Origin of the sequence: Frankia sp. Hr75.2, assembly GCF_949319125.1 — a bacterium.
GTDB classification, from domain to species: domain Bacteria; phylum Actinomycetota; class Actinomycetes; order Frankiales; family Frankiaceae; genus Parafrankia; species Parafrankia soli.
Map to the genome: position 1 here is coordinate 19,485 of NZ_CASGGV010000313.1, position 22,682 is coordinate 42,166.

20 protein-coding genes are annotated in these 22,682 nt (G+C 74.3%); 5 read left to right on the top strand and 15 right to left on the bottom strand.

Annotation, left to right across the window (positions count from 1 at the left end):
* Nucleotides 1-122 precede the first annotated feature (122 nt).
* Entirely contained in the window at nt 123-2,399 is a 2,277-nt protein-coding gene (locus AC559T_RS27635; protein ID WP_498870570.1) for a hypothetical protein, read from the top strand.
* 31 nt (nt 2,400-2,430) lie between these two features.
* Here AC559T_RS27635 and AC559T_RS27640 read toward each other — a convergent pair whose 3' ends face one another.
* A complete protein-coding gene (locus AC559T_RS27640) occupies nt 2,431-2,799 on the bottom strand; it encodes a hypothetical protein (RefSeq protein WP_020462553.1) in 369 nt (122 codons plus the stop codon).
* Between the two features lie 187 nt (nt 2,800-2,986).
* On the opposite strand from AC559T_RS27640, the gene AC559T_RS27645 reads away from it, so the two are divergent.
* Nucleotides 2,987-3,661: an LON peptidase substrate-binding domain-containing protein gene (locus AC559T_RS27645; protein ID WP_071063780.1), complete on the top strand. Its 675-nt coding sequence runs from the start codon at nt 2,987-2,989 to the stop codon at nt 3,659-3,661.
* Nucleotides 3,662-3,705: 44 nt separating this feature from the next.
* Here AC559T_RS27645 and AC559T_RS27650 read toward each other — a convergent pair whose 3' ends face one another.
* The 7 genes from AC559T_RS27650 to lspA form a co-directional block, all read right to left on the bottom strand.
* A complete protein-coding gene (locus AC559T_RS27650) occupies nt 3,706-4,395 on the bottom strand; it encodes a hypothetical protein (protein WP_200835389.1) in 690 nt (229 codons plus the stop codon).
* A gap of 157 nt (nt 4,396-4,552) precedes the next feature.
* Nucleotides 4,553-5,521, bottom strand: a complete 969-nt coding sequence (locus AC559T_RS27655) for an ABC transporter permease (RefSeq protein WP_131625949.1) — start codon at nt 5,519-5,521, stop codon at nt 4,553-4,555.
* Entirely contained in the window at nt 5,518-6,480 is a 963-nt protein-coding gene (locus AC559T_RS27660) for an ABC transporter ATP-binding protein (protein ID WP_020462557.1), read from the bottom strand. The genes AC559T_RS27655 and AC559T_RS27660 overlap by 4 nt, the downstream gene beginning before the upstream one ends.
* A 145-nt stretch (nt 6,481-6,625) precedes the next feature.
* A complete protein-coding gene (locus AC559T_RS27665) occupies nt 6,626-7,270 on the bottom strand; it encodes a DUF6308 family protein (protein ID WP_020462558.1) in 645 nt (214 codons plus the stop codon).
* 305 nt (nt 7,271-7,575) lie between these two features.
* The gene (locus tag AC559T_RS27670; RefSeq protein ID WP_498870571.1) at nt 7,576-8,445 is read right to left on the bottom strand and encodes a hypothetical protein; all 870 of its coding nucleotides are present in this window, start codon (nt 8,443-8,445) and stop codon (nt 7,576-7,578) included.
* Between the two features lie 479 nt (nt 8,446-8,924).
* Nucleotides 8,925-9,866, bottom strand: coding sequence for an RluA family pseudouridine synthase (locus AC559T_RS27675; RefSeq protein ID WP_071063787.1), 942 nt, complete (start codon nt 9,864-9,866; stop codon nt 8,925-8,927).
* Nucleotides 9,863-10,612, bottom strand: a complete 750-nt coding sequence (gene lspA, locus AC559T_RS27680; protein ID WP_235013921.1) for a signal peptidase II — start codon at nt 10,610-10,612, stop codon at nt 9,863-9,865. Before lspA ends, AC559T_RS27675 begins: the two co-directional genes overlap by 4 nt.
* A 493-nt stretch (nt 10,613-11,105) precedes the next feature.
* Here lspA and ileS point away from each other — a divergent pair, with 493 nt between their 5' ends.
* Entirely contained in the window at nt 11,106-14,351 is a 3,246-nt protein-coding gene (gene ileS, locus AC559T_RS27685; RefSeq protein ID WP_498870572.1) for an isoleucine--tRNA ligase, read from the top strand.
* Nucleotides 14,352-14,447: 96 nt separating this feature from the next.
* On the opposite strand, the gene AC559T_RS27690 is transcribed toward ileS, so the two are convergent.
* The 7 genes from AC559T_RS27690 to ftsZ all read right to left on the bottom strand — a co-directional run bounded on the left by AC559T_RS27690 (nt 14,448) and on the right by ftsZ (nt 19,960).
* Nucleotides 14,448-14,615: a hypothetical protein gene (locus AC559T_RS27690; protein WP_165938600.1), complete on the bottom strand. Its 168-nt coding sequence runs from the start codon at nt 14,613-14,615 to the stop codon at nt 14,448-14,450.
* 6 nt (nt 14,616-14,621) lie between these two features.
* On the bottom strand, nt 14,622-15,671 hold the full coding sequence (locus AC559T_RS27695; RefSeq protein WP_498870573.1) for a DivIVA domain-containing protein: 1,050 nt from the start codon (nt 15,669-15,671) through the stop codon (nt 14,622-14,624).
* A gap of 94 nt (nt 15,672-15,765) precedes the next feature.
* Nucleotides 15,766-16,050 carry a YggT family protein gene (locus AC559T_RS27700; protein ID WP_498870576.1) on the bottom strand — a complete coding sequence of 95 codons (285 nt, stop codon included), beginning with the start codon at nt 16,048-16,050 and terminating at the stop codon, nt 15,766-15,768.
* Between the two features lie 76 nt (nt 16,051-16,126).
* On the bottom strand, nt 16,127-16,684 hold the full coding sequence (locus AC559T_RS27705; RefSeq protein WP_071063794.1) for a cell division protein SepF: 558 nt from the start codon (nt 16,682-16,684) through the stop codon (nt 16,127-16,129).
* 10 nt (nt 16,685-16,694) lie between these two features.
* The gene (locus AC559T_RS27710; protein WP_071063796.1) at nt 16,695-17,654 is read right to left on the bottom strand and encodes a YggS family pyridoxal phosphate enzyme; all 960 of its coding nucleotides are present in this window, start codon (nt 17,652-17,654) and stop codon (nt 16,695-16,697) included.
* Nucleotides 17,651-18,325, bottom strand: a complete 675-nt coding sequence (gene pgeF / locus AC559T_RS27715; RefSeq protein WP_083391030.1) for a peptidoglycan editing factor PgeF — start codon at nt 18,323-18,325, stop codon at nt 17,651-17,653. Before pgeF ends, AC559T_RS27710 begins: the two co-directional genes overlap by 4 nt.
* Before the next feature lie 6 nt (nt 18,326-18,331).
* Nucleotides 18,332-19,960: a cell division protein FtsZ gene (ftsZ, locus tag AC559T_RS27720; protein ID WP_071063798.1), complete on the bottom strand. Its 1,629-nt coding sequence runs from the start codon at nt 19,958-19,960 to the stop codon at nt 18,332-18,334.
* Between the two features lie 306 nt (nt 19,961-20,266).
* Here ftsZ and murC point away from each other — a divergent pair, with 306 nt between their 5' ends.
* Entirely contained in the window at nt 20,267-21,907 is a 1,641-nt protein-coding gene (gene murC / locus AC559T_RS27725; protein WP_498870574.1) for a UDP-N-acetylmuramate--L-alanine ligase, read from the top strand.
* A 113-nt stretch (nt 21,908-22,020) separates the two neighbouring features.
* A complete protein-coding gene (locus AC559T_RS27730; RefSeq protein WP_071063802.1) occupies nt 22,021-22,611 on the top strand; it encodes a nitroreductase/quinone reductase family protein in 591 nt (196 codons plus the stop codon).
* The last annotated feature ends 71 nt before the right edge of the window (nt 22,612-22,682 follow it).

Genomic DNA, 22,682 nt, shown 5'->3' on the forward strand with positions numbered 1-22,682 from the left:
GCGCGAGCGCGCGTGCTCGCGCCGCGGGTAGTCACTGCCATCACCAGGAATCCGACAACAACGTCGACGCAACGCGATACAACTCCGCAGAGCATTCTCTACGAAAGGACACCCGATTAGCTATGGCGGGGGACGTGCCGGCCGACGAGCGGATCCTCATCACGCTGGATGACCCCGGCCCCGAGGCCGACGCGCGGCGCGGCCTGATCGGTCTGTCGCGAAACGCCGCCGGTGGCGCCGAGGGTGAGCTCCCGGATGGTTCCGCCGGCGACGTCGGTGGCTCCGGCGGAACCGGTGACGCCGGCCCGTCCGAGATCTCCGGCCCGAGCGGCCCGGGTGACCCCGGTGCCCAGGACGTGACCGAGGACCCCCGCCACCGCGAGCGCGCCATCCACCGCTACGGCCGCGTCCGGGTGGTGGGCCGGCCGCTGGCGACCGCGGCCGTGGCCACCGCTCGCGGGGTCTCCGCCGGCACCATCCCGGTGGACGGGACCGTCGTGTCGACGCTGAGCCTGCCCGGCGGGCTGGACCGAACCGAGGCGCTCGGGGTCGAGGCGTTCCGCCTGCGCGCGGGGGACGACTACCGCCGGCGCAAGCGCTCGCGGCCGCGCGACGCCGCGCCCTGGGACATGAACCGGCCGTGCACCGACATCGCCCCGCCGCGCGGCTCGGCGGGCCCAGGCGCCACCCCGCTCGCACCCACCGTGCGCTCGCTGCTCAACGGGCTCGGATCGGACGCCTCGGGACCGGAGGCGACCGGGTCGCCCTCGGGCGCGGCCGGGACGGGCACGGCCGGAGCGCCGTCCGCCGGAGCGCTCAGCAGTTACCTGGAGGGCTCCGTCGCGGTCGGGCTCATCCTCGTCGAGGGGCCGACGCCGGCCCTGCAGCTCTCCGCCGCGGAACGCACGAAGATCGTGGCCGAGGTGCAGAACGGCCTGTCCTGGTACGCGACGCAGAACCCGGCGGCCGAGCTGACGTTCAGCTACGACATCCAGATCGTCCGGCTACCCACCCCCGCCAACCCGTCCGTGAACGACCTCGAGGCCCTCTGGCGCGACCCCACGATGAGCCGGCTCGGCTACGCGGCGAACTTCGACGGTGTCTACGACTACGTCGAGGCGCTGCGCGCCCGGCTGCGCACCCGGTGGGCCTACTGCGCGTTCGTCACGAAGTACCCGCTCGGACACTTCGCCTACGCGTCGATCGGCGGCCCGCGGATGGTGCTCGCCGCCGACGCCGACGGCTGGGGCCCGGACAACATCGACCGCGTGTTCGCGCACGAGACCGGCCACATCTTCGGGGCGCCGGACGAGTACGGCGGCGCCGGCTGCGACTGCGGCGGGAGCTGGGGTCGGTACGGGGTACCCAACGGCAACTGCGACTCCTGCGCGCCGGCGCCGGTCGACTGCCTGATGCGCGCCAACACGTTCGCCCTGTGCCGGTACACGCCCGCGCACCTCGGCTGGGGCCACGGCGTGAGCGGCAACCCGGTGCTCCTCCAGGCGAAGGGCCTGGGCGTGCGGGGCAACTTCGACGTCGTCGCGCCGTCGGCCTACGCCGGCCTCACCCACGTCTGGCGGGACAACGACGCCGCCGGCGCACCGTGGCGGGACCCATGGCAGACCGCGCAGGCCCTCGGCCGCGTCGACGCGGTGACGATGGTGCAGAGCACCCTGGCGAACCCGGGCCCGCTGGAGGTGGCCGTCCGCGTGGGCTCGCGGCTGTTCTTCCTGTGGCGGGACAGCACCGGGGCGTTCCAGTGGCGCGCGCCCGTCCAGCTCGCCCAGGGCGTCGGCGGCGTCCCGTCGCTGGTGCAGAGCCGGCTGGGCGGCAAGGGCAACTTCGAGCTGCTGGCCCCGGCCGCCGATGTCGGCATCATGCACATGTGGCGCAACCACGACGTCTACGGCTACCCGTGGAGCGCGCCGAAGCTGTTCGCGGCCAACCTGGGACGGGTCGACGCGGTCAGCCTGATCCACGGGACGCTGGGCGGCGGGGCCGGGATGCTGGAGGCCGTCGCCCTGGTCGGCACCCGACTGGTGCACCTGACGCGCGACCAGGCAGCCGTCTGGCGCACCGGCGGGATCTTCGCCGAGGGGGTGTCCGGCAACCCCGCGCTGATTCAGAGCGTGTTCCCGGGGGCGCGCAACTTCGAGGTCGTGGTGCCGTCCGCCGGAACCGGGCTGATCCACTTCTTCCGCGACAACAACCGCGCCGACCCGGTGTGGAGCGGCCCCCGCCCGTTCGCGGCGGAACTCGGGCATGTGGACGCCGTCTCGATGATCCAGAGCAACTACGACGGGAACCTCGAGGTGCTGGCCCGGGTCGCGAACCGGCTGTACCTGCTGTACCGCTCGGGCGCCGCGGCCGTGTGGTCGGCGCCGCGCCGCGTCTTCTGACCCACCGGCGGGGCGGGCCGTCCGACTCCGGTCAGCGGGGCGGCTCGCCCGGGGCGGCGGGATCGTCCCACCGCCGGCCCTCCCCCGGGCGGGTCGGCTTGCTCCGGCCGCGGGCGAGCCAGCCGTCGACGAACAGCCCCTCCTCGGGGGCGAGCGTCTCGCGCAGCGCCGGCGGGACGTCCGCCTCGAGCACGGCGACGACCCCGGCGAGCTCACCGGTCGCACCGATCCGGTCCGCGGGCAGCACGACGAGCGCGAGCCGCGGTGGCAGCCGGGACGTCACCTGACCCCAGCCGGCGACCAGGTCGAGCACGGCCCGGGCCGCCTCGGGATCGGGCCCCAGCACGAGGAGCAGCTCGCGCTCGGTCCCCCACGTACCGTCGCGGTTCTGATCAGGCACCCGCGTCCTCCGTCCTGCGGGCTCGCGCCCGCGCAACCGCTCCCCCGCCGTGATCGCCACCACCCCCGTCACGACAGCCGCCACCACCAACGCGGATGGACGCGGCGGCCGGTACAGGACAGGCTGGGAGCATACGGGCCCGCGCAACGGGTCGGTGACGCTCCGGCGAAGGGGGTGAGGGAGACGGATGGGTGAGCGCCTGCCACTGTTTCCACTCGGCACCGTCCTACTTCCAGGTCTGCTGATGCCGCTGGAGATCTTCGAGGAACGCTACCGCGTACTGATCCGCGAGCTGCTCGAGATCCCCGACACCGAGACCCGCCAGTTCGGGGTCGTCGCCATCCGCCGAGGCCGGGAGGTCGGCCCGGCCGTCCCCATGATCCACGAGGTCGGCTGCGCGGCGCTGCTGCGCCGCGTCGAGGCGCACCCGGACGGGCGCTTCTCCATCGTGACCGTCGGCGGCCCGCGCTTCCGCGTGCGCTCCGTCGACGAGGGCGACCGCCCCTACCTCGTCGGGGACGTCGACTTCATGACGGACCCGGTCGGTGACGAGGCCGACGCGACCACCAACACCGCGGTGGTGGCCCGGCTGCTGCGCGAGTACACCGAGCGGCTCGCCGCGAGCGGCACCGTCGAGATCAAGCTGCCCGACCTGCCGACGGACCCGACCGCGCTGTCCTACCTGGTGGCTGCCGCCGTGGTTACCGACATCACCGAGCGGCAGGGGCTGCTGGCCGCGCCCGACGCCGCGACCAGGCTCCGGGCCGAGCGGGCGCTGCTGCGCCGCGAGCTGGGCCTGCTGGAACGGATCACCACCGTGGGCTCGAACGAGCTGAGTCGCATCAAGCCGAGCTCCAACTGACCACGCACGCTCGCTGAAGGCGCACGGTCACTGAAGGCGCACGGTCAGCGCCGCCGCCGGGGCCATCCGGGCGCGGTGCCGCCCGCCCACAGCGCCACCGACAGCACGAGCAGCGCGACACCAGGCAGGACGAGGTAGAGCCCGGTGGCCCGCACCTGGAAGTCGACCAGGTCGCGCAGCAGCGGGGTGGCGTTGGGCGGCAGCGCGTCCAGCACCTGGCCCGAGCGGCGCAGGTGCCCGACCCAGCCGGCGAGCAGCGAGCCGCCGATCCCGCCGGCGGCGAGGCCGATCGGCACCGGCCAGCCCGCGTCCGCCGCGCGCAGGTAGGCGACCAGCCCGCCCACGAGCCCCGCGACCGCACAGATCATGGCGAAGTAGGCGTCGATCGTACTCTGCACCCCGAACACCGACATCGCGCCGGAGAGCACCGCCTGGACGTCGAGCCGGGGTGCGCTGACCGACCAGAGCAGGCCCAGCAGCGGGCCGACCAGCAGCATCGCGAGTGCGCACACGAGCCCGGCGAGCAGCCCCACCCGGCCGGTGATCGGCTCCGCCACCGCCGGCTCCGCGGGCGGCTCCACCGCCGGGTACGCGGCCGGCTCCACCACCGGATACGCGGCCGGCTCCCCGGCTTCGGTCATACCGCGGGGTTCGGCGATGCCGCCGGTCTCGGGCTCCGCCTCGGGACGGGAGCACGCCCGCGCGCCCCGGCTGTCGCCCGGCCACTCTGCCACGACCCGTCCGTCTCCTCGCCTGCCGTACCGGTCCACCGACCCGGATCCCCGGGGGGTGAGTCGACCGCCGTCGGCACCGAGCCCGGGGGTCGACCGTACCCGCCTTCTCCACGGCCGCGCCGCGCCACCGAAGCGGCCGCGATGCCCGGATGCCCGCTCAGGACCGGCCGGCGTGCCGCAGCGACCGCACGGCGACGACGAGCGCCACCGCCGCGACCGCCGCGCAGACCGCGAGATCGACCGTCACATGCGCCCAGTCCACCGCCGGGGCGAAGCCCTCGGCGAGCGCGTCCACCGCGTAGCTGCTGGGCAGCAGATCACGGGCCAGCCGGCCGATGCCGGGCAGCCGGTCGGCGGGGATCACACCGAGGAAGAGCACCACGCTCATGCCGAGCTGCCCGGCGACCGTGGCCAGCTCCGGCTTCGGCGCCAGCAGGCCGATCGCCGCGCCTATCCCGGCCAGGCTGGCCCCGGCGAGCACCGTCACCGGGATCAGCAGCCACAGGCCGCCCATCGGCAGCCCGTAAAGGAGCGAGCCGACCACCACGGTGACGACCGTGCCCGGCACCGCGAACGTCGCGTACGACGCGGCCGTGCCGAGCACCACCGCGGCGCCGGGGATGGGCAGCGTCAGGTAGTAGTCGAGCGCCCCGGCCGCGCGCAGGGCCCCGAACCGCTGCGCGAGCAGGTTGAGCGCCACGAAGGCCACGACGAGCACCGTCGAGCCGGCCACGACGGAGGCCGCCGCGGAGTCGTCGCCGACGTCGACGATGCCCCGCAGCAGGATCATGATCCCCAGGGACTGGAACGCGGCGACGAACAGCAGCGGCACCCGGGCCACCCGGGCACGGGCCAGCTGGCCCCGGTAGACGGCCGACACCGCCGCCGGGAAGGCGGTCGGCGGGGGCAGCGGCACGGGCGCCTCCTCGGCGGCGGCCCCGGCCGCGGCCCCGCCGGATCCGGCGGCTGCCCGGCCCTTCCTGCCGGCCTTCCGCCTGCCCGTCTTCCCGCCCGCACGACCGGGTGAGCGGTCCTCAGACGGCACGGCGGCCACCCCGACACCCGTCGCGGGCGGCAGGCCGGCCGGACCCGCGGGGGTGGCGGGGTGAGGAGTCGTCAGGGTCATGTCCGCTCCAGATCACGGCAGGTTCCGCCGAGAGTGAGATACACGTCCTCCAACGACGGAGTCGCGAGACTGAAGTCGTCCAGGGCGGCGAACGCCGGCCCCGTGGTGAGGCGACCGAGGGCGTCCCTGGCCTCGGCATGGGCCAGCCGGGTCGTCCATCGGCGGCCGGTCACCCGCGCCGTGGCGGCGAGTCGGGCCACGGTCGGGTCGTCGACCGGCGGGTCGTGCCGCCAGACCAGGTCCAGCCGGACGTCGTCGGAGACCGACGCCTTGAGCCGGCCCGGCGAGTCGCAGGCGATCACCCGGCCCGCGTCGAGCACGGCCACCCGGTCCAGCACGGTCTCGGCCTCCAGCACGTTGTGTGTGATCAGCACGACCGTGGTGCCGCGCGCGGAGCGGCGGCGCTCCAGCGCCGTCCACACCGAACGGCGGGCCACCGGGTCGAGGCCGGTCGTCGGCTCGTCGAGCACGAGCACCGGGCGCTCGCCGACCAGGGTGGCCGCGACGCAGGCAAGTCGGCGCTGGCCGCCCGAGAGGCGGCCGAGCGGGCGGTTCACCACCTCGCCCAGGGCGAGCTCCTCGATCACCTCGTCGCGCTCCCGGCGGGCACCCGCCCGGGACAGGCCACGCAGCCGCGCGGTCGTCTCCACCGCGACGCCCACCGGCAGCTCGGCCAGCGCGAGATCGTCCTGGCCCAGGTAGGCCGCCATCCGGGCGGCGGTTCCGGGACGGCTGACGACGTCGTGCCCGAACATCGTGATCGAGCCGGTGTCGGGGCGGAGCAGGCCCATGAGCTGGCGGACGAGGGTGGTCTTGCCGGCGCCGTTCGGACCGAGCACGCCGAAGACCTCGGCCGGACGGACGTCGAGGTCGATCCGGTCGTTCGCGAGGACGGCGCACTCCCCGGCGCCGTGCCGCCGGGTGAGGCCACGCACGGCGTAGCTCAGCACGGCTGCCATTCTCGCAGCCGACACGCCGAGCGGAGGCCGCGGGCCGATGCCGCCGACGTCACACCGGCGACACCTACCACCCGCGTGACAGCGGTGTCACACACCCAGAGCACCCGTCCCACCGCCTCGTGCCATGCCATCGGACCGGACGGGATCAGACCGCGCTGCTCATCCAGACGACGATGTCGAGGATGCGCAACGGGGTCACCGCCGGGCCGCCCGGCGGCACGAGACCGGTGAGCCGGCGGAACTCGTCGGCGTTCTCCCGCAGGTCGTACTGCATGGCGCGGACGAGCAGCTGCATGTACTCCCGCCACGACCGGCCGTCGCGCGGCGACGGGGGGACACAGTCCTCGTGCTGGTAGAAGATCCGCACCTTGGAGTCGAACAGGGGCACCAGCGCCGGGCGCTTGCGGTGCAGCACCTTGGCGATCAGCGAGCCCTTGACGTCCCGGTCCGCGACGTCGGGGTCGTCCAGCGGGTCGTAGAGGGCCGCGACCAGGTCGAGGGTCACCTCGTCCGCCTCGATCAACTCGATCCCCGGGGGGAGCCGGTCCAGCGCCCGCTGCAGCAGCGGGGTCAGCGCGGTCAGCGTGTGCATCCGGTCGAGGTCCACGTTCACACCGAGCAGACAGGGCGACAGCAGGTCACCCGTGCACAGCAGGTCCGGGTCGCCGTTGGTGACGAGCCCGTCGTAGTAGGGGTACGCGTACCGCAGTCCCCGTTTGCGTGGTCCCAGGTACTCCTCGAGCAGGCTTTCCGCGTCGAAGACCTCCCGGGTGCCCCTGGCCAACCTCACCCGAGTGCCCCCTTCGTCATCAGGCGGGCCGTCCGTCGCACGGCCGCCGGTCAGGTCCCCGCCACCCGGCCGTACCGGTGGACGTCCCATGGACCTGGTGCAATCCTGCCCTGTCCCGGTGGGGCGGTGGAAGACGACCCTCCTGACGGCCGCCGTGCCGGGCCGATCGCGGCGGTCGGCGGCCCCCACGCGCGGCGTGGCGGGGGCCCCGCCGCCCGGCCGTGCCCGCCCCCAACGTGCCGGGTGGGCACCTCGGGGGGTGGGAGCACCCGTGGCCCACGGCACCCGGGACCGCGGGCGCCCGCTCAGCGCGGGTCGGGCTGCAGCGGGAGGAAGCGCACGGTCTCCGGGGAGATGCCGGGCGGGGCCGGGTCGACGACCCGCACCCCCTCGATGTGTCCGAGGTCGACCAGCCGGGCCGCCGGCGCCCGCACGACCGCGCCGAACAGGCAGCCGCACCGCGCGCGCAGCGCCGTGGCCTCCTGCCGCGCGTGCTCGGCCTCGGCGGGGTCCGTGGCGCTGTGCGCGCGGGTGTCGGCGGCGTCGGCCTCGCTGTCGAAGGCGGCGGTGAGGTCCGCGACCGGGTCGCGGACGGTGGCGGCCATCACCTCCCCGTCCGGCGGGACGCCGAAGAACACCTCGAGCGTGCGGTAGGCGGTGAAGATCTGCAGCATCTCGTCCGGCGTGCGGTAGCCGGCCAGGCTGACGACGGCGTAGAGGTCGGCGTCCGGGGCCGCCCGGGTCAGGCCGTCCAGCTTCGCCGCGGCCTCGGCGGCGTACGTGGCGGGCGACTCACCCACGGCCGGGCCGACGGTGACCGTGGGCTCGACGGGCCCGGCCGGAGCGTTGCCAGGGCCGGGGCCGGGTGCATGGCTGCCAGAGGGATCGGCGCCGCGCAGCATCGTGGTCACGGCACCGACGACGATCAGCACGACCAGCCCGAGCACGAGCAGTCGGCCGATGGCCTCGAGGGCGCGCCCGGTGATGACGCTGGCCCGGCCCGGTGGCGGGGGGCCGTCGCCGTCGACGTACGGGCCCCCGCGTGCCGCCCACGCGCGGCGCAGGCGCGCCCGAGGGCGGTCGCGCGCGCCGGCGAGACGGCCGGCGACCGACTCCAGCACCCGGCCGACCGGCGGCAGGGCGGCGTCGTCGACCCGGTCGAGCAGTCGGATCACGGAGCGTCCCAACCCGCCCGGCGGGGAGCCGTCGCCGGGCACGTCACCCGCGGGCTCAGCGGGCCCCGCGGACGGCGCGGGCCCGGCGGATTCTGTGGACCCGGTGGATGCTGCGGGATCGGCGGCTGAGGGATCAACGGCAGCACCGTCGTCCGGAGGAGAGCCGCCCAGGGGGTCCTCGTCCAGGATGCCCTCTCGCAGGGGGTCCTCTCCCGAGGGACCGTCGACCGAGAGAGTGCCCCCCGAGGGACCGTCGGCGGCGGGCGGGTCGCCCGCGGGCGGGTCGCCGGAAGGCGGGGCGCCGGCAGAGGGGCCGCTGGCCGGCGGCAGACCGGAGGCGGTCACCGCCGCGGCGTCGTCCGCGGGTTCAACGGGCGTGGGTTTCTCGGGCGTGGGTTTCTCGGGCGCGCGGACCGCCTCGGGGCCTTCGCTCGAGGACTGTGCGGAAGGCGGGCCGGGGTCCGCCGGCACCGGCGTCCTCACGTCTGGTCGCGCAGCCGCTTCACCGCCTCGGCCAGGTCGTCGGGATCGGGGCTGGTGAACTCGACCCAGGTGCCGTCCGCCGGGTGGGCGAAGGCGAGCCGGGCGGCGTGCAGCCACTGCCTGGTCAGCCCGAGGCGCTGGGCCAGCGTCGGATCCGCCCCGTAGGAGAGGTCGCCCACGCAGGGATGCCGCAGCGCCGCCATGTGCACCCGGATCTGGTGGGTGCGGCCCGTCTCCAGCCGCACCGACAGCAGCGAGGCGGCGCGGAACGCCTCCTCGGTGTCGTAGTGGGTCACGCTGGGCTTGCCGTCCGCGACGACGGCGAACAGGCCGGGCCGGCGGGGATGACGGTCGATGGGGGCGTCGACCGTCCCGCGCAGCGGGTCCGGGTGCCCCTGGACGACCGCCCGGTACTCCTTCTCCACCTCGCGTTCCCGGAAGGCCCGCTTGAGAAGGGTGTAGGCGCGTTCACTCTTCGCGACAGCCATCGCCCCGGTCGTGCCGACGTCCAGGCGGTGCACCACGCCCTGGCGCTCGGCCGAGCCCGAGGTGGAGACCCGGTAGCCGGCGGCGGCGAGCGCGCCGATGACCGTCGGGCCGGTGAACCCCGGGGCCGGATGGGCCGCCACGCCGACCGGCTTGTCGACGACCACGATGTCGTCGTCGTCGTGCAGGATGCGCAGGCCCGCGACCGGGGTGGGCTCCACCGTGAGCGGACGGGGCGGGGCGGGGAGGGCTACGTCCAGCCAGGCGCCGCCGCTGACCCGGTCGGAGCGGCCGCGGACCTGGCCGTCGACGCTCACCTGGCCGTCGTCAACGAGCGCGGCGGCGGCCGTGCGGCTCAGGCCGAACATGCGGGCGATGGCGGCGTCCAGGCGGATGCCGTCGAGGCCGTCGGGGACCGGCAGCGAGCGCCGGTCGGTGTCGGCCGTGCTCACGCGTCACCGGGCCCGGGACCGCCGGCGTGACTCGGCCCCGCCGGACCGGATGGTCCGGCCGGCTCCGCTGACCCGGGGTCGGGTGGCGGGGCGGCGGAGAGGCGCGTGCCGTCGAGGCCGATGCCGCGCAGGGAGAGGATGACCGCGAGCACTCCGCCGCAGACGATCGCCGAGTCGGCGACGTTGAAGATGGGCCAGTGGTGGATGTGGACGAAGTCCACGACGTGCCCGCGCAGCGGCCCGGGGGCGCGGAACAGCCGGTCGATCAGGTTGCCCAGCGCGCCGCCGACCATCGCGCCGAAGACGAACGCCCACCCGATGGAGGCCAGCCGCCTGGCGGTGACCACGACCACCGCGACGACCGCCAGCGCGATCAGGCTGAGGATGACCGTGGCCCCGCCGGCCAGGCTGAACGCGGCCCCCGAGTTCCGGGTCAGGCGCAGGTCGAGCACGCCGGGGATGATCTCGATCGGGGCGCGCCCGGTGAGCTGGGCGACGGCCAGCAGCTTCGTGCCGATGTCCAGGACGATCAGACACAGCGAGGTCAGCGCGACGACGAGCACCGCACGGTGCGAGGTGACCAGGCGGTCACGGCCGGGCTTGACCGCGGCGTCACCGCTCGGGGCGCCGCCGCCCGCGTCGGCGGCACCCGGGGCACCCACTCCCGCCGCACCGGCGTTCACGGTGCTCCCGTACTGGGTGTTCCTGTACGGGACGCCCTTGTCCATCCCCGGCTCGGCCACCACACACACCACTGTACGGGTGCGATCTCACGGGTCATCCGCCCGCCGGCCGGCCGCCGGGCCGAGACGCGACCCGAGACCCGGCCTGAGTGCCCGCCCGGTGCCGGGCACGGGTGCCGGTGATCCGCCGGCGATCCGCGGCCGCGATCGCCGTTGGCCGTCGGCTACGCTGGAAGCGCGGAAAGGCTTTGACGGGACGAGTAGCGGCAGGCGCAGTCGCAGCGAGCCGGGGGCGGTGCGAGCCCGGTGGCCAGCGCGCCGCGAAGATCACCCTGAGCCGCCGGGAGAACAGGGCTGTGAGCCCCCAGTAGATCCGGCCGCCGCCGCATGACAAGAGTGGCCGCCCGGTCGCCGTCCACGAGAGATCGCGGAGCGCACCCGGGCGCGCAAGGAGGGTGGTACCGCGGTACCTCGTGCCGCCACCGGCCCATGCCGGTGTGCGGCGAGGTGTCGTCCCTCCGCCGGAGTGCCCCACCGCCGACGGAGACCAGCCACGATGAGTACCCCCGACGCCCCGACGCCCGCCTTCCGCCCCCTGCCCGCGCGGGTCGACCTTCCGGCCTTCGAGCGCGAGACGCTGGAGCGCTGGAGGGATTCCAAGGTCTTCCACCGCTCGCTGCAGGCCGGCGCAGACCGGCCGCTGTGGGTGTTCTACGAGGGCCCGCCGACCGCCAACGGCAAGCCGGGCGCTCACCACGTCGAGGCGCGGGTCTTCAAGGACCTCTTCCCCCGTTACAAGACGATGAAGGGCTACCACGTGCCCCGCCGGGCGGGCTGGGACTGCCACGGCCTGCCCGTCGAGCTCGCCGTCGAGAAGGAACTCGGCTTCACCAGCAAGAGCGACATCGAGGACTACGGCATCGCCGAGTTCAACGAGAGGTGCCGCGAGTCCGTCCTGCGCCACGTGGCCGACTTCTCCGCGATGACGGAGCGGATGGGCTACTGGGTCGACCTCGACGGCGCCTACCGGACGATGGACACCTCGTACATCGAGAGCGTCTGGTGGTCCCTCAAGCAGATCTTCGACAAGGGCCTGCTCGTCGAGGACTTCCGGGTCACCCCGTACTGCCCCCGGGACGAGACGCCGCTGTCCGACCACGAGGTCTCCCAGGGCTACAGCGACACCGACGACCCGTCGGTCTACGTGCGGTTCCCGGTCGTCGAGGGCCCGCACGGGCTGGCCGAGCACGGCGCGCACCTGCTGGTGTGGACGACCACCCCGTGGACGCTGGTCTCCAACACCGCGGTCGCCGTCCATCCCGAGGTCAGCTACGTGCTGGCCCGGGCCGCCGGCGGTGAACTGCTCGTCGTCGCCGAGCCGCTGCTGACCGCGGCCCTGGGCGAGGGCGCCGAGGTGGTCGAGCGCTTCACCGGCGCCGAGCTCGCCGGCACCCGCTACGCCCGGCCGTTCGAGCTGATCGCGCTGGAGCGCTTCGAGGAGGCAGCGGGGAAGACCGCCGTCGGCCGGGGCACCGGGACGTCCACCCGCCCGCACTCGGTGCTCCTGGCGGACTACGTAACGACCACGGACGGCACCGGGCTCGTCCACCAGGCACCCGCCTTCGGCGCCGAGGACCTCGCGGTCTGCCGCGCCAACGGCCTCGGAGTCGTCAACCCGGTCGGGCCGGACGGGCGCTTCCTGCCCGACGTGCCGCTGGTCGGCGGGCTGTTCTTCAAGGACGCCGACGCGCCACTGTCCGCGGATCTCACCGCGCGGGGCCTGATGTGGCGGGCGGCGACCTACACGCACAGCTACCCGCACTGCTGGCGCTGCCACACGCCGCTGATCTACTACCCGTTGCCGTCCTGGTACATCCGCACGACGGCCGTCCGCGAGCGCCTGCTCGCCGAGAACGCGCGGACGGACTGGCACCCCGAGCGCATCCGCGAGGGCCGTTACGGCGAGTGGCTGCGCAACAACGTCGACTGGGCGCTGTCCCGCAACCGGTACTGGGGCACCCCGCTGCCCGTCTGGCGGTGCGAGGCCGACCCGTCCCACCTGACCTGCGTCGGCTCGCTGGTGGAGCTCTCCGAGCTGACCGGCACGGACCACTCGACGCTCGACCCGCACCGCCCGTTCGTCGACGACGTGACCCTGCCGTGCCCCACCTGTGGGGAGACCGCCCGGCGGGTGCCCGAGGTGATCGACGTCTGGTACGACAGCGGCGCGATGCCGTTCGCCCAGTGGGGCGCCCCGCACCGCAACGCCGACGAGTTCGCGAAGCAGTACCCGGCGCAGTACATCTGCGAGGCGATCGACCAGACCCGGGGCTGGTTCTACACGCTCATGGCCGTGGGCACGCTGGTCTTCGACCGGTCGTCCTACGAGACCGTGCTGTGCCTGGGCCTGCTGCTCGACGCCGAGGGCCGCAAGATGAGCAAGCACGTCGGCAACGTGCTGGACCCGTTCGACCTGTTCGACCGGCACGGGGCGGACGCCGTCCGGTGGCTGATGCTGGCCGGCGGCTCACCGTGGTCGGACCGCCGGGTCAGCCACGAGTCGATCGAGGACATCGTCCGCAAGATCCTGCTCACCTACTGGAACACCGCGTCGTTCTTCGCGCTCTACGCGGGCGCTGCGGACTGGCGCCCGACCGGCGCCGACGGGTCGGGCGAGGGCGCCGCGGCCCCGGCCGAACGCCCGGTGCTGGACAGGTGGGCGCTCTCCGAGCTCGCCGACACCGTCGCCGAGGTGGACGCCGCCCTCGAGGGCTTCGACGCGCTGCGCGCCGGGCGCCGCATCGCCCGCTTCGTGGACGACCTGTCGAACTGGTACGTCCGGCGTTCCCGCCGCCGCTTCTGGGCGGGCGACCCGAACGCGCTGGCCACCCTCTACACCTGCCTGGACGGCCTGACCCGGGTGATGTCGCCGTTCACCCCGTTCCTGACCGACTGGCTGTGGTCCCGGCTGTTCGCCGGCATCCTGCCCGGCGCCCCGGACTCGGTGCACCTGGCCTCGTGGCCGCAGCTGCCGGCGGACCTCGTCGAGCCGGGCCTGGCCGAGCGGATGGACCTCGTGCGTCGGATCGTCGAGCTCGGCCGCGCGGCCCGGGCCGCCAGCGGGCTGCGCACCCGTCAGCCGCTGCCGCGCGCGGTGGTCGGCTCCTCGGCGTTCGACGACCTCTCGGCGGAGCTGCGCGCGCAGATCGCCGAGGAGCTCAACGTCGTCGCCGTCGAGGCCGCGACCTCGGACCTCGTCGACATCAGCGTGAAGCCGAACTTCCGGGCGCTGGGACGGCGCTTCGGCAACCGTACGAAGGCGGTCGCCGCCGCCGTCACCACCGCCGGGGCACCGGTGGACGGCCGGCTGACCGTCACCGTGGACGGCGAGCGCATCGAGCTCGGCGGTGAGGATCTGATCGTCACCGAGACGCCGCGTGAGGGCTGGTCGGTGACGAGTGAGTCGGGCCTGTCGGTCGCCCTCGACCTGACCGTCACCCCGGAGCTGGCCCGGACCGGGCTCGCCCGCGACGTGGTGCGCGTCCTCCAGGACGCGCGGCGGGCCGCGGGGCTGGAGATCACCGACCGGGTCGAGCTGCGCTGGGCCGCCGCCAAGGAGGAGACGGCGGCAGCGTTGCGTGAGCACGCGGCGACCGTCGCCGACGAGATCCTGGCCACAGTGTTCCAGGAGGCACCGGTCGAGCAGACGGCGGAGCCGGCATGGCACCGGGGATCATCCGCGGAGCTCGGCCTGACCTTCGCGCTGACCAGGACGGCCCCCGCGCCGCCGACGGTTGGCTGACGGCCACCCGAACTTCTCGCCCGCGCCGGTGGAGACCCCGCCGGCGCGGGCGCGGCGGCAACAGCCGTGGTTCCGCGCAGCGCAGCGCAGCGAGGGCTAGGCTGGCGTCTTCTTCCCGGCGCGCCGCACAGCCGCGACGGGCAGCAGCACCGCGGCGAGGCAGACGACGATCAGTGACGTGTACGACCAGGTGGCCGCGCCGAACAGGCCGAGCACGGCCAGCACCGCGGCGATCACCACCAGGGCGCCGCTGATCATCACCATGCTGGCCTAGAACTCCTGCATGCCCGGAGCGTCGCGGCGGCCCGGGTCGAGATCCGGGCGCCCGCCGTGACCGTTGCTCTCCCGCGCCAGCGTCGCGGCGCCCATCTGCGGGCCGCCCTGGAACGCCTGCGCTCCCACGTGCTGGGGCTGAGGCGGCTGGCCGCCACCGGTCTGCGCCATGCCGACGCTCGCGGGGGCCGGGGTGGGTGTCGGCGCGCCGGGGTTGAGCCCGGGGCGCGCCGGCATGCCCGGCCCGACGGCCGGCTGTGTGGGCATGCCGTCGAGGTCACGCAGCTGCATCTCCAGGTAGGCGCGCAGCCGCGTGCGGTACTCGCGCTCGAAGGCGCGGAGCTGCTCGACCTGGCCTTCGAGGCGGCGCTTGTCGTCCTCGAGCCCACCGAGCTGCTCGGCGACGTGCGCCCGGGCCTCACCAAGGATCCGGTCGGCGTCGGCGCGCGCCTCGCGGCGGGCCCGCTCCGACTCGGCGCGGGCCTCCCGCAGCGCCTCGTCGGCGGTCCGCTGGGCGAGCACGAGGGTCCGCGCGACGCGCTGCTCGATGTCGGCGTCGTTCTGGCCACCGGCGCCCGGGCCCGTGCGGGCCGGGGCCTGACCGCCCCCGCCGACCAGCGCGGGCATGACCGCCGTCGGGCCACCGGACACCGGCGGACCACCGGGCACGCCGGGTCCATTCGGACCACCCGGACCACCCGGACCCACGCCAGGCGGGCCGGCGGGCATCGGGGGCCGCTCGCGGGCGGCCTGGGCCGCCTGCGCGGCCTGCGCCTGCGCCTGCGCCAGCTGCCGGCGGGACTCCTCGAGCTGGCGGCGCAGCTGCTGGTTCTCGTCGAGGATCTGTGCCGGGACACCGGGACCGCCACCGCCGGACCGGCGGGCCTCGTCGAGCTGTCTGCGCAGGTCGCTGCTCTCGTCGAGCAGTCGCGTCAGCTCGGCCTCGACCTCATCAAGGAAGGTGTCGACCTCGTCCTCGTTGTAGCCCGTGCGGAACCTCGTCGGGCTGAAGACCTTGTTCTGAACATCCTGCGGTGTCAGCGCCACGTTGCCTCCTCGTGCGGCATCGCCGCTCCCCGAAGAGAGGGCGGTCTGCGGGCAGTCTGCCTTGCCCGCACTCGCGGTGTGCACACGACCTCAGTCACAGCCTCTGCGCATAGCTCTGCAAAACGACGATCATTATGAAGAGAAGCAGGAACCCGAGGTCAAGCGCAACGCTACCTACCCTCAACGGCGGAATGAACCGCCGAATCAATCGCAACGGAGGGTCAGTCGCCGTGTACACGATCTCGAAGAGCAGGACCAGGGGGCCGGTCGGCCGGAAGGAGCCGCTCAGCGCGAGCACCAGGTCGATGACCCACCGAGCGATCAGGAGCAGCAGGTAGGCCGTCAGCACCCAAAAGAGCAGAGTTCCAAGTGCGCTGATGGTGCTCTCTCCCGGGAGGACGAGGGGAAGTGGTGACGACCCTACTGGATGATCTTGCCCTGGCTACGACTGGTTACTACGACTGGTTGTAGAACCCACCCTCGCGGATGCGTCGCTTGTCTGTCTCGGTGACCTCGACGTTGTGCGGCGAGAGCAGGAAGACCTTGTTGGTCACCTTCTCGATGTCGCCACGGAGCCCGAAGATCAGCCCTGCGGCGAAGTCGACCAGCCGCTTGGCGTCGACGTCGTCCATCTCGGTGAGGTTCATGATAACGGGAGTCCCGTCCCGGAACTCCTCACCGATCTGACGGGCCTCATTGTAGCTACGCGGCTGGAGCGTCGTGATCCGGTACGGCCGGGGCTCCTCGACGGGCGCTACGCGGCGCATCGGCGTCGGCACGGGGGGTCGCAGATGCTCCACCGGTGGGCGTCGCGGCATGGCGACAGGCTCCTCACGTGCATCGATCCGGCGGACCGACCGGTCAATCGGCACCGGGTCGAGCGTGGCCCGCCGATCGTCCCGGACGGCGCCTCGGACGGCGTCGTGACCGCCGTCGTCATAGTCGTCGTCGAGATAGTCCTCGTCCTCCTCGGCGAGCCCGAGGTAGACCATCGCCCTGCGACCGAGCCCCATGGGCGCGACTCTAAGGGACACCGTGCCGTTCACCGAACAAAGCGGTGCCGATCCGAAGGTGTGTCGCGCCCTCCGCGACCGCATCCTCGAGATCACCGGACATCCCTGCACTGACTAGCGTCGCCGCGGGATGTTCGGAACGAAGTCGGTCGGCTACCTCACGGAGTCGGGCGAAGGCCGGCCTGGCGGGTGCTCCGCGTGGCGCGACAGCCATCACACCCGTCAGAACAAGCCCTTCGGAGCCCGCGACGAGCTCGGCGAGCGCCGGCACGTCCGCGGGCAGGGCCCCGCCGCGAGCACCGTCCACAGCCCCGGCGGTGGGCTCACTTTCCCTGGTAGACAGGGCATTTCGCGCCGCGGGCGCACCCGGTGCACCGACGGGCTCCGTAATGTCCAGATTGACCTGTATGCACACTGAAATCTGACGACCACGTGCCGTTGCCGCCCGGGAAAGGGCTTCGACCAGTCGCGCTCGGTCCACCGACTGCACGCAGTGCACCCAGCCCGCCACAGCCCGGGCCTTGTTGCGCTGGAGCTGGCCGACGAAATGCCAGACCGGCACATCGGGCCCGGCGGCCGGCCCGAGGGTCGGACCCTGATCCACACGTGATGGACGCCATGCCCCCGACGTGTCGGCCAACGGACTCGATTCCCGGAAACGGTCATCATCGGACCACATCGTGTGCTCATCCGAGCCGCCCGCCGCGGCGGCGGCCAGCGCCAGCCGGACGGCCTCGGTCTTCGGCCCGGCCTCCTGCTCGCGGTTCTCGGCGAAGTGGCGGACACCCAGCGCGACCAGCGCGAGGACGTCCTCGGCGGGTCGGGTCTTGCTGACGGCGATCAGGGTCAGCTCCGCCGGGTCGCGGCCGGCGTCCCGGGCCGCCACGGTGATCCGGTCACGGACGACGGTCAGCCGCTCGCGCAACTCGGCCAGCCGGCGCGGGTCCACCTCGCGCTCGAGGCCGCTCATGGCAGCCAGGCGAGGCCGGCGAACCGCCCGGTCCGCCCGTCGCGGCGGTACGAGTAGAGATCCCCCGACTCGGCGCTGCAACGATCGGACAGCACAACACGGCCCACGCCGGCCGTCGCCAGCTGGGCGCGCAGCCCGGCCCGGAGATCCAGCGCGGGCGTGCCCGCGCGGGTCTCCGACCCACTGCCCGGAACCCGCCGCTGGACGTCGGCGCGCATGTCCGCGGGCACCTCGTAGCACCGCCCGCAGATCGCCGGGCCCAGCGTGACGTCGATCGACGAGCGGTCGACGCCGAGCTCGTCGAAGATCTTCAAGGTGGCCGCCAGCACGCCCGCCGCCATCCCCTGGCGGCCGGCGTGCGCGACGCCGACCGCCGCCGGCGACTCGAACATCACCGGCACGCAGTCGGCCACCAGCACCGCGAGCGCGACGCCGGCGGCGTCGGTGACCATGGCGTCGGCCTCGGGCGGCGGTCCGGGTGCCCGCACCAGGCTCACCTGGGCCCCGTGCACCTGCCGCATGAACTGGACCGGCCGGCCGACCCGGGACGCGAGCAGCCGCCGGTTCACGCTGACCGCCTCCGGATCATCACCCACGTGGTCACCGAGGTTGAGCCCCGCGTACGGCGGCATGCTCGTGCCGCCGTCACGCGAGGTCACCAGGACGGGCATCGCCGCCTACTTGAGGAAATCCGGAACGTCCAGCTCGTCGTCGTCGGCCACCGGGCGGACGGGGCGGCGCGGCGGGTAGGTCGGGCGCGGGCCGGGACGAGCCGGCTCCGGGCCGCGGCCGGCCTGCGGCGGAGCCCCGCCGGCCGGGGCCGCTCCCGGCGCGCCCGGGGCCCCGCCGGGAGCGGCCCCGGCGTGCCCGAGCCCGGCGCGGGGCATGCCCTGGGCCGCGGCGGCATGGGCCGGCGCGGCGTGGGCCGGAGCAGCGTGCCCGGGAGCAGGGTGCCCGGTACCCGGGGCGCCGGCAGCCGGCGCGGAGCGGGCGTAGCCGCCCTCCCCGACCGTGTCCGGGTGCTCCCGGCGGGGCGGCCCGCCCATGGGCCGCTGGTCGCCGGCGGACCCGACCGCCGGCGCGCCGGCCTGGCTCGGGGCGCGGTCGTCGGGCAGCGGGTCCGGCACGTAGTGCCCGACCTGCTGGCTCGTCGGCGGCAGGTAGGTCGAGTGGGCCGGCGCGGGCCGTGGCGGCGCCGGCACGTTCGGGATCGGCGGCAGCGCCGTGGTGTTCGGCGCGCCGCCCGAGCCCGGCTGGGCCGCCGGCTGGCCGGGGGCCCCCGGCTGCGGCGGGCCGCCGGCCGCGCCGCCCGGCCCCGGTGGTCGGCGCTGGGTGGCGAGCGTGCGGGTCCGTCGGTCCTGCACGGTGTCGAACCCGGCGGCGATCACGGTGACCCGCACCTCGTCGCCGAGGGCGTCGTCGATCACCGCACCGAAGATGATGTTCGCCTCGGGATGGGCCGCGTCGGCGACCAGCTCGGCCGCGGCGTTGATCTCGAACAGACCGAGGTCGGACCCACCGGAGATGTTCAGCAGGACGCCCTGTGCGCCGTCCATGCTGGCCTCCAGCAGGGGGGAGGCGATGGCCTGCTCGGCGGCGACCGTGGCCCGGTCGTCACCCCGTGCCCGGCCGATGCCCATCAGGGCGCTGCCGGCGTGCGACATGACCGTCTTGACGTCGGCGAAGTCGAGGTTGATCAGACCAGGGGTGGTGATGAGGTCGGTGATGCCCTGGACACCGGAGAGCAGCACCTGGTCTGCGCTGCGGAAGGCGTCCAGGACGCTGATGTCGCGATCGGTCATCGCGAGCAGGCGGTCGTTCGGGATGACGATGAGGGTGTCAACCTCATTGCGGAGGGTGTCGATGCCCGTGTCGGCCTGGGTCGCGCGGCGGCGGCCCTCGAAGGTGAACGGGCGCGTCACCACACCGATCGTCAGCGCGCCGAGCGAGCGGGCCACGTTGGCGACGACGGGAGCACCACCGGTGCCGGTGCCACCGCCCTCACCCGCGGTCACGAAGACCATGTCGGCCCCCTTGAGGACCTCCTCGATCTCCTCGCGGTGATCCTCGGCGGCCTGGCGGCCGACCTCCGGGTCGGCACCGGCCCCCAGGCCACGGGTGAGTTCACGGCCGACGTCGAGCTTGACGTCGGCATCGCTCATCAACAGCGCCTGGGCGTCGGTGTTGATGGCGATGAACTCGACACCCTTTAGCCCGACTTCGATCATCCGGTTGACGGCGTTTACGCCGCCTCCGCCTATCCCGACGACCTTGATGACCGCGAGATAGTTCTGGGGGGCTGCCATGCGGTGTCGGTCCTCCAGCGGCGTCGGTGGGCGAGCAGGGGGGCTCCCCGGCTCCGTTAGCCCGCGGTCTCACGACCAATTGGAGCGGGGAAGCAGCCGAGCAGCCTCAACCTTCACCGTCAGCTAGACGGTTACAGTTATGTCAACTTCCGACTGTGGATCGGACAGTAGGCACGGCTTCGTCGGTGGTCAAGGACGCTGGCGGCGCGTCACACGGATGGGATTCGCGTCCCCTTCGTCACACCGGTCCCGGCTCGCCCGGGGCACCTCCGCCGAGCCCCTGCCCTGTGGTGTGTACTGCGTGGCGTGACCGGACCGCACTCCGACGACGCCCCGGCCGCCCCAGCAGGCCCGGCCGCCGCGCCGCCGCCCGTCGTCCCCGATCCCCGCGACCGCCCCGAGCGGGCCCGGCGGGTCCACTTCCTCGGCATCGGCGGCGCCGGGCTGTCACCCCTCGCCCAGATCCACCTGGCCGCCGGCGGCCAGGTCTCCGGCAGTGACCAGGAGTACTCACCGCGGGTCGCCATGCTGCGTGAGCTGGGGGTCCCCGTCCGGGTCGGTCCCGCCGCCGACGCGGCGGCGCTGGCCGCCGAGCTGTCCGCGGCGGACGTCGTCGTGGCCTCCAGCGCGCTGCGTGACGACCACCCGGAGATCATCGCCGCCCGCGAGCTCGGCATCCCCGTCCGGCGGCGCTCGGACTGGCTGCCGGAGCTGACCGCGCCCTACCGGCTCGTGGCGGTCGCCGGCTCACACGGCAAGACCACCACCGCGGCGATGCTGACCCTGGTGCTCGCGGCCGGCGGCGTCGACCCGACCGCGGTCATCGGTGCCGATGTGGCCCAGTTGGGCGGCAGCGCCGTGACCGGACGGGGCGACGTGTTCGTCCTGGAGGCGGACGAGTACGGCGGCGCGTTCGCCGGGCTGGACCCGGAGCTCGCGGTGATCACCAACGTCGAGTGGGAGCATCCGGACCTCTTCCCGGACGAGGCCTCGGTGCGCGCGGTGTTCGCCGACTTCGCGGCCCGGGTCCGCCCGGGCGGGCGGCTGGTCGTCTGCGGCGACCATCCCGGCGTCGCCGCGGTGCTCGCCGAACTCGACCGGCGGGCCGAGCCCGACCGGCGCGCCGACGCGCCGCGGGCCCGGGTGGTCGACTACGGCTTCACCCCCGGGCGGACGTGGCGGGCGGTGGACTACGTCCCACTGCCCGGCGGTGGCTCCACCTCGACCGTGCTGCGCGACGGGAACCGGGTCGGCGAGCTCACCCTGGCGCTGCCCGGCCCCCACATCGCCCTGGACGCCCTCGCCGCCCTCGCCACGGCCGCCGAGCTGGGGGTGCCGCCCACGGACGCCCTGAGGACGCTGGGGACGTACGCGGGCGCGGCCCGACGCTTCGACGTCGTGGGCCGGGCGAGCGCGCCCGGCGGCACCCGCGTGGAGATCGTCGACGACTACGCGCACCACCCGACCGAGATCCGCGCCACCCTGCGCGCGGCCCGCGACCGCGCCGCCGGCCGGCAGGTCTGGGCGGTCGCGCAGCCGCACACGTTCAGTCGCCTCGCCGCGCTGCTCGACGACTTCGCGACGGCCTTCGGCGACGCCGACCGCGTCTACGTGACCGACGTGTACGCCGCGCGCGAGACCGACAACCTGGGCCTGCACGCGTCCGACCTCGCCGGGCGGATCAGGCGGCCGGCCGCCGCCGGCTACGTGGCCTGGCCCGACCTGCCGGGCCGGCTCGTCGCCGACCTCGCCGATCTCGGCGGCCGCGGGGACCTCGGCGACGCGGCGGCCGGCGGCACGCACGGCGTCATGCTGCTCACCCTCGGCGCCGGAACGATCACCACGCTCGGCCCGCGCCTGCTGGACCTGCTCGCCGCCGGCGGCACCGACGCATTTTCCGGGAGCAGCCGGGCGGGCGACCAGGACGCGACGGGCCTGCCGGCCTGACCCTGCGGGGCAGTGCGCGGAGTCGGTGGTTGACTGCGCCGCGTGACATTCTCCGGTGAACGAACACTCCCCCCTCCCGGCGGGTGCCCCGACGGCAAGGGTGAGGACCGACGATGACCGAAACTCGAGACCCGCGCAGCCGCGGGTTCGACTTCAGGGTGGTCAACCAGGCGGTGATCGCCGAGTACCGGGCCAACGGCGGCAGGCTGGAGAAGACCCTGTCCGGCTCCCGGCTCCTGCTGCTGACAACCGTCGGCGAGCGCACCGGACGCCCGCACACCACCCCGCTGGGCTACGTCGTGGACGGCCACCCGGCGCACGGCGCCCCCGACGCCCCGCCGAACGCTCCGAACGTCACTCGGGACGGCCCCCACGCCACGCCGTCCGGCCCGCCCGCCACACCGGACAGCCTGAACGCCAGGCCGGACGGCCCGGAGCGGGACGTCCCGACCCGGCGCCTCGTCGTCTACGCCACGAACATGGCCGCCGCGGCGCACCCGCAGTGGTACCGGAACCTGCTGGCGCACCCGAAGGTCACCGTGGAGCTGGACGCCGACCGGTTCGACGCGGAGGCGTCCACCGCCGTCGGGGCCGAGCGCGAGCGCCTGTACGCGGCGCTGGTGGACGGCATGCCGGGGCTGCGCACCCATCAGGAACAGACGACCCGCGAGATCCCGGTCGTCGTCCTCGCCGCGCTGCGCTGACCGCCCCCGGCCGGCAGAGCTTCGAAACGAAGTGTGGGGGGGGGGGGGGGGGGGGGGGGGGCGCCCCCCCG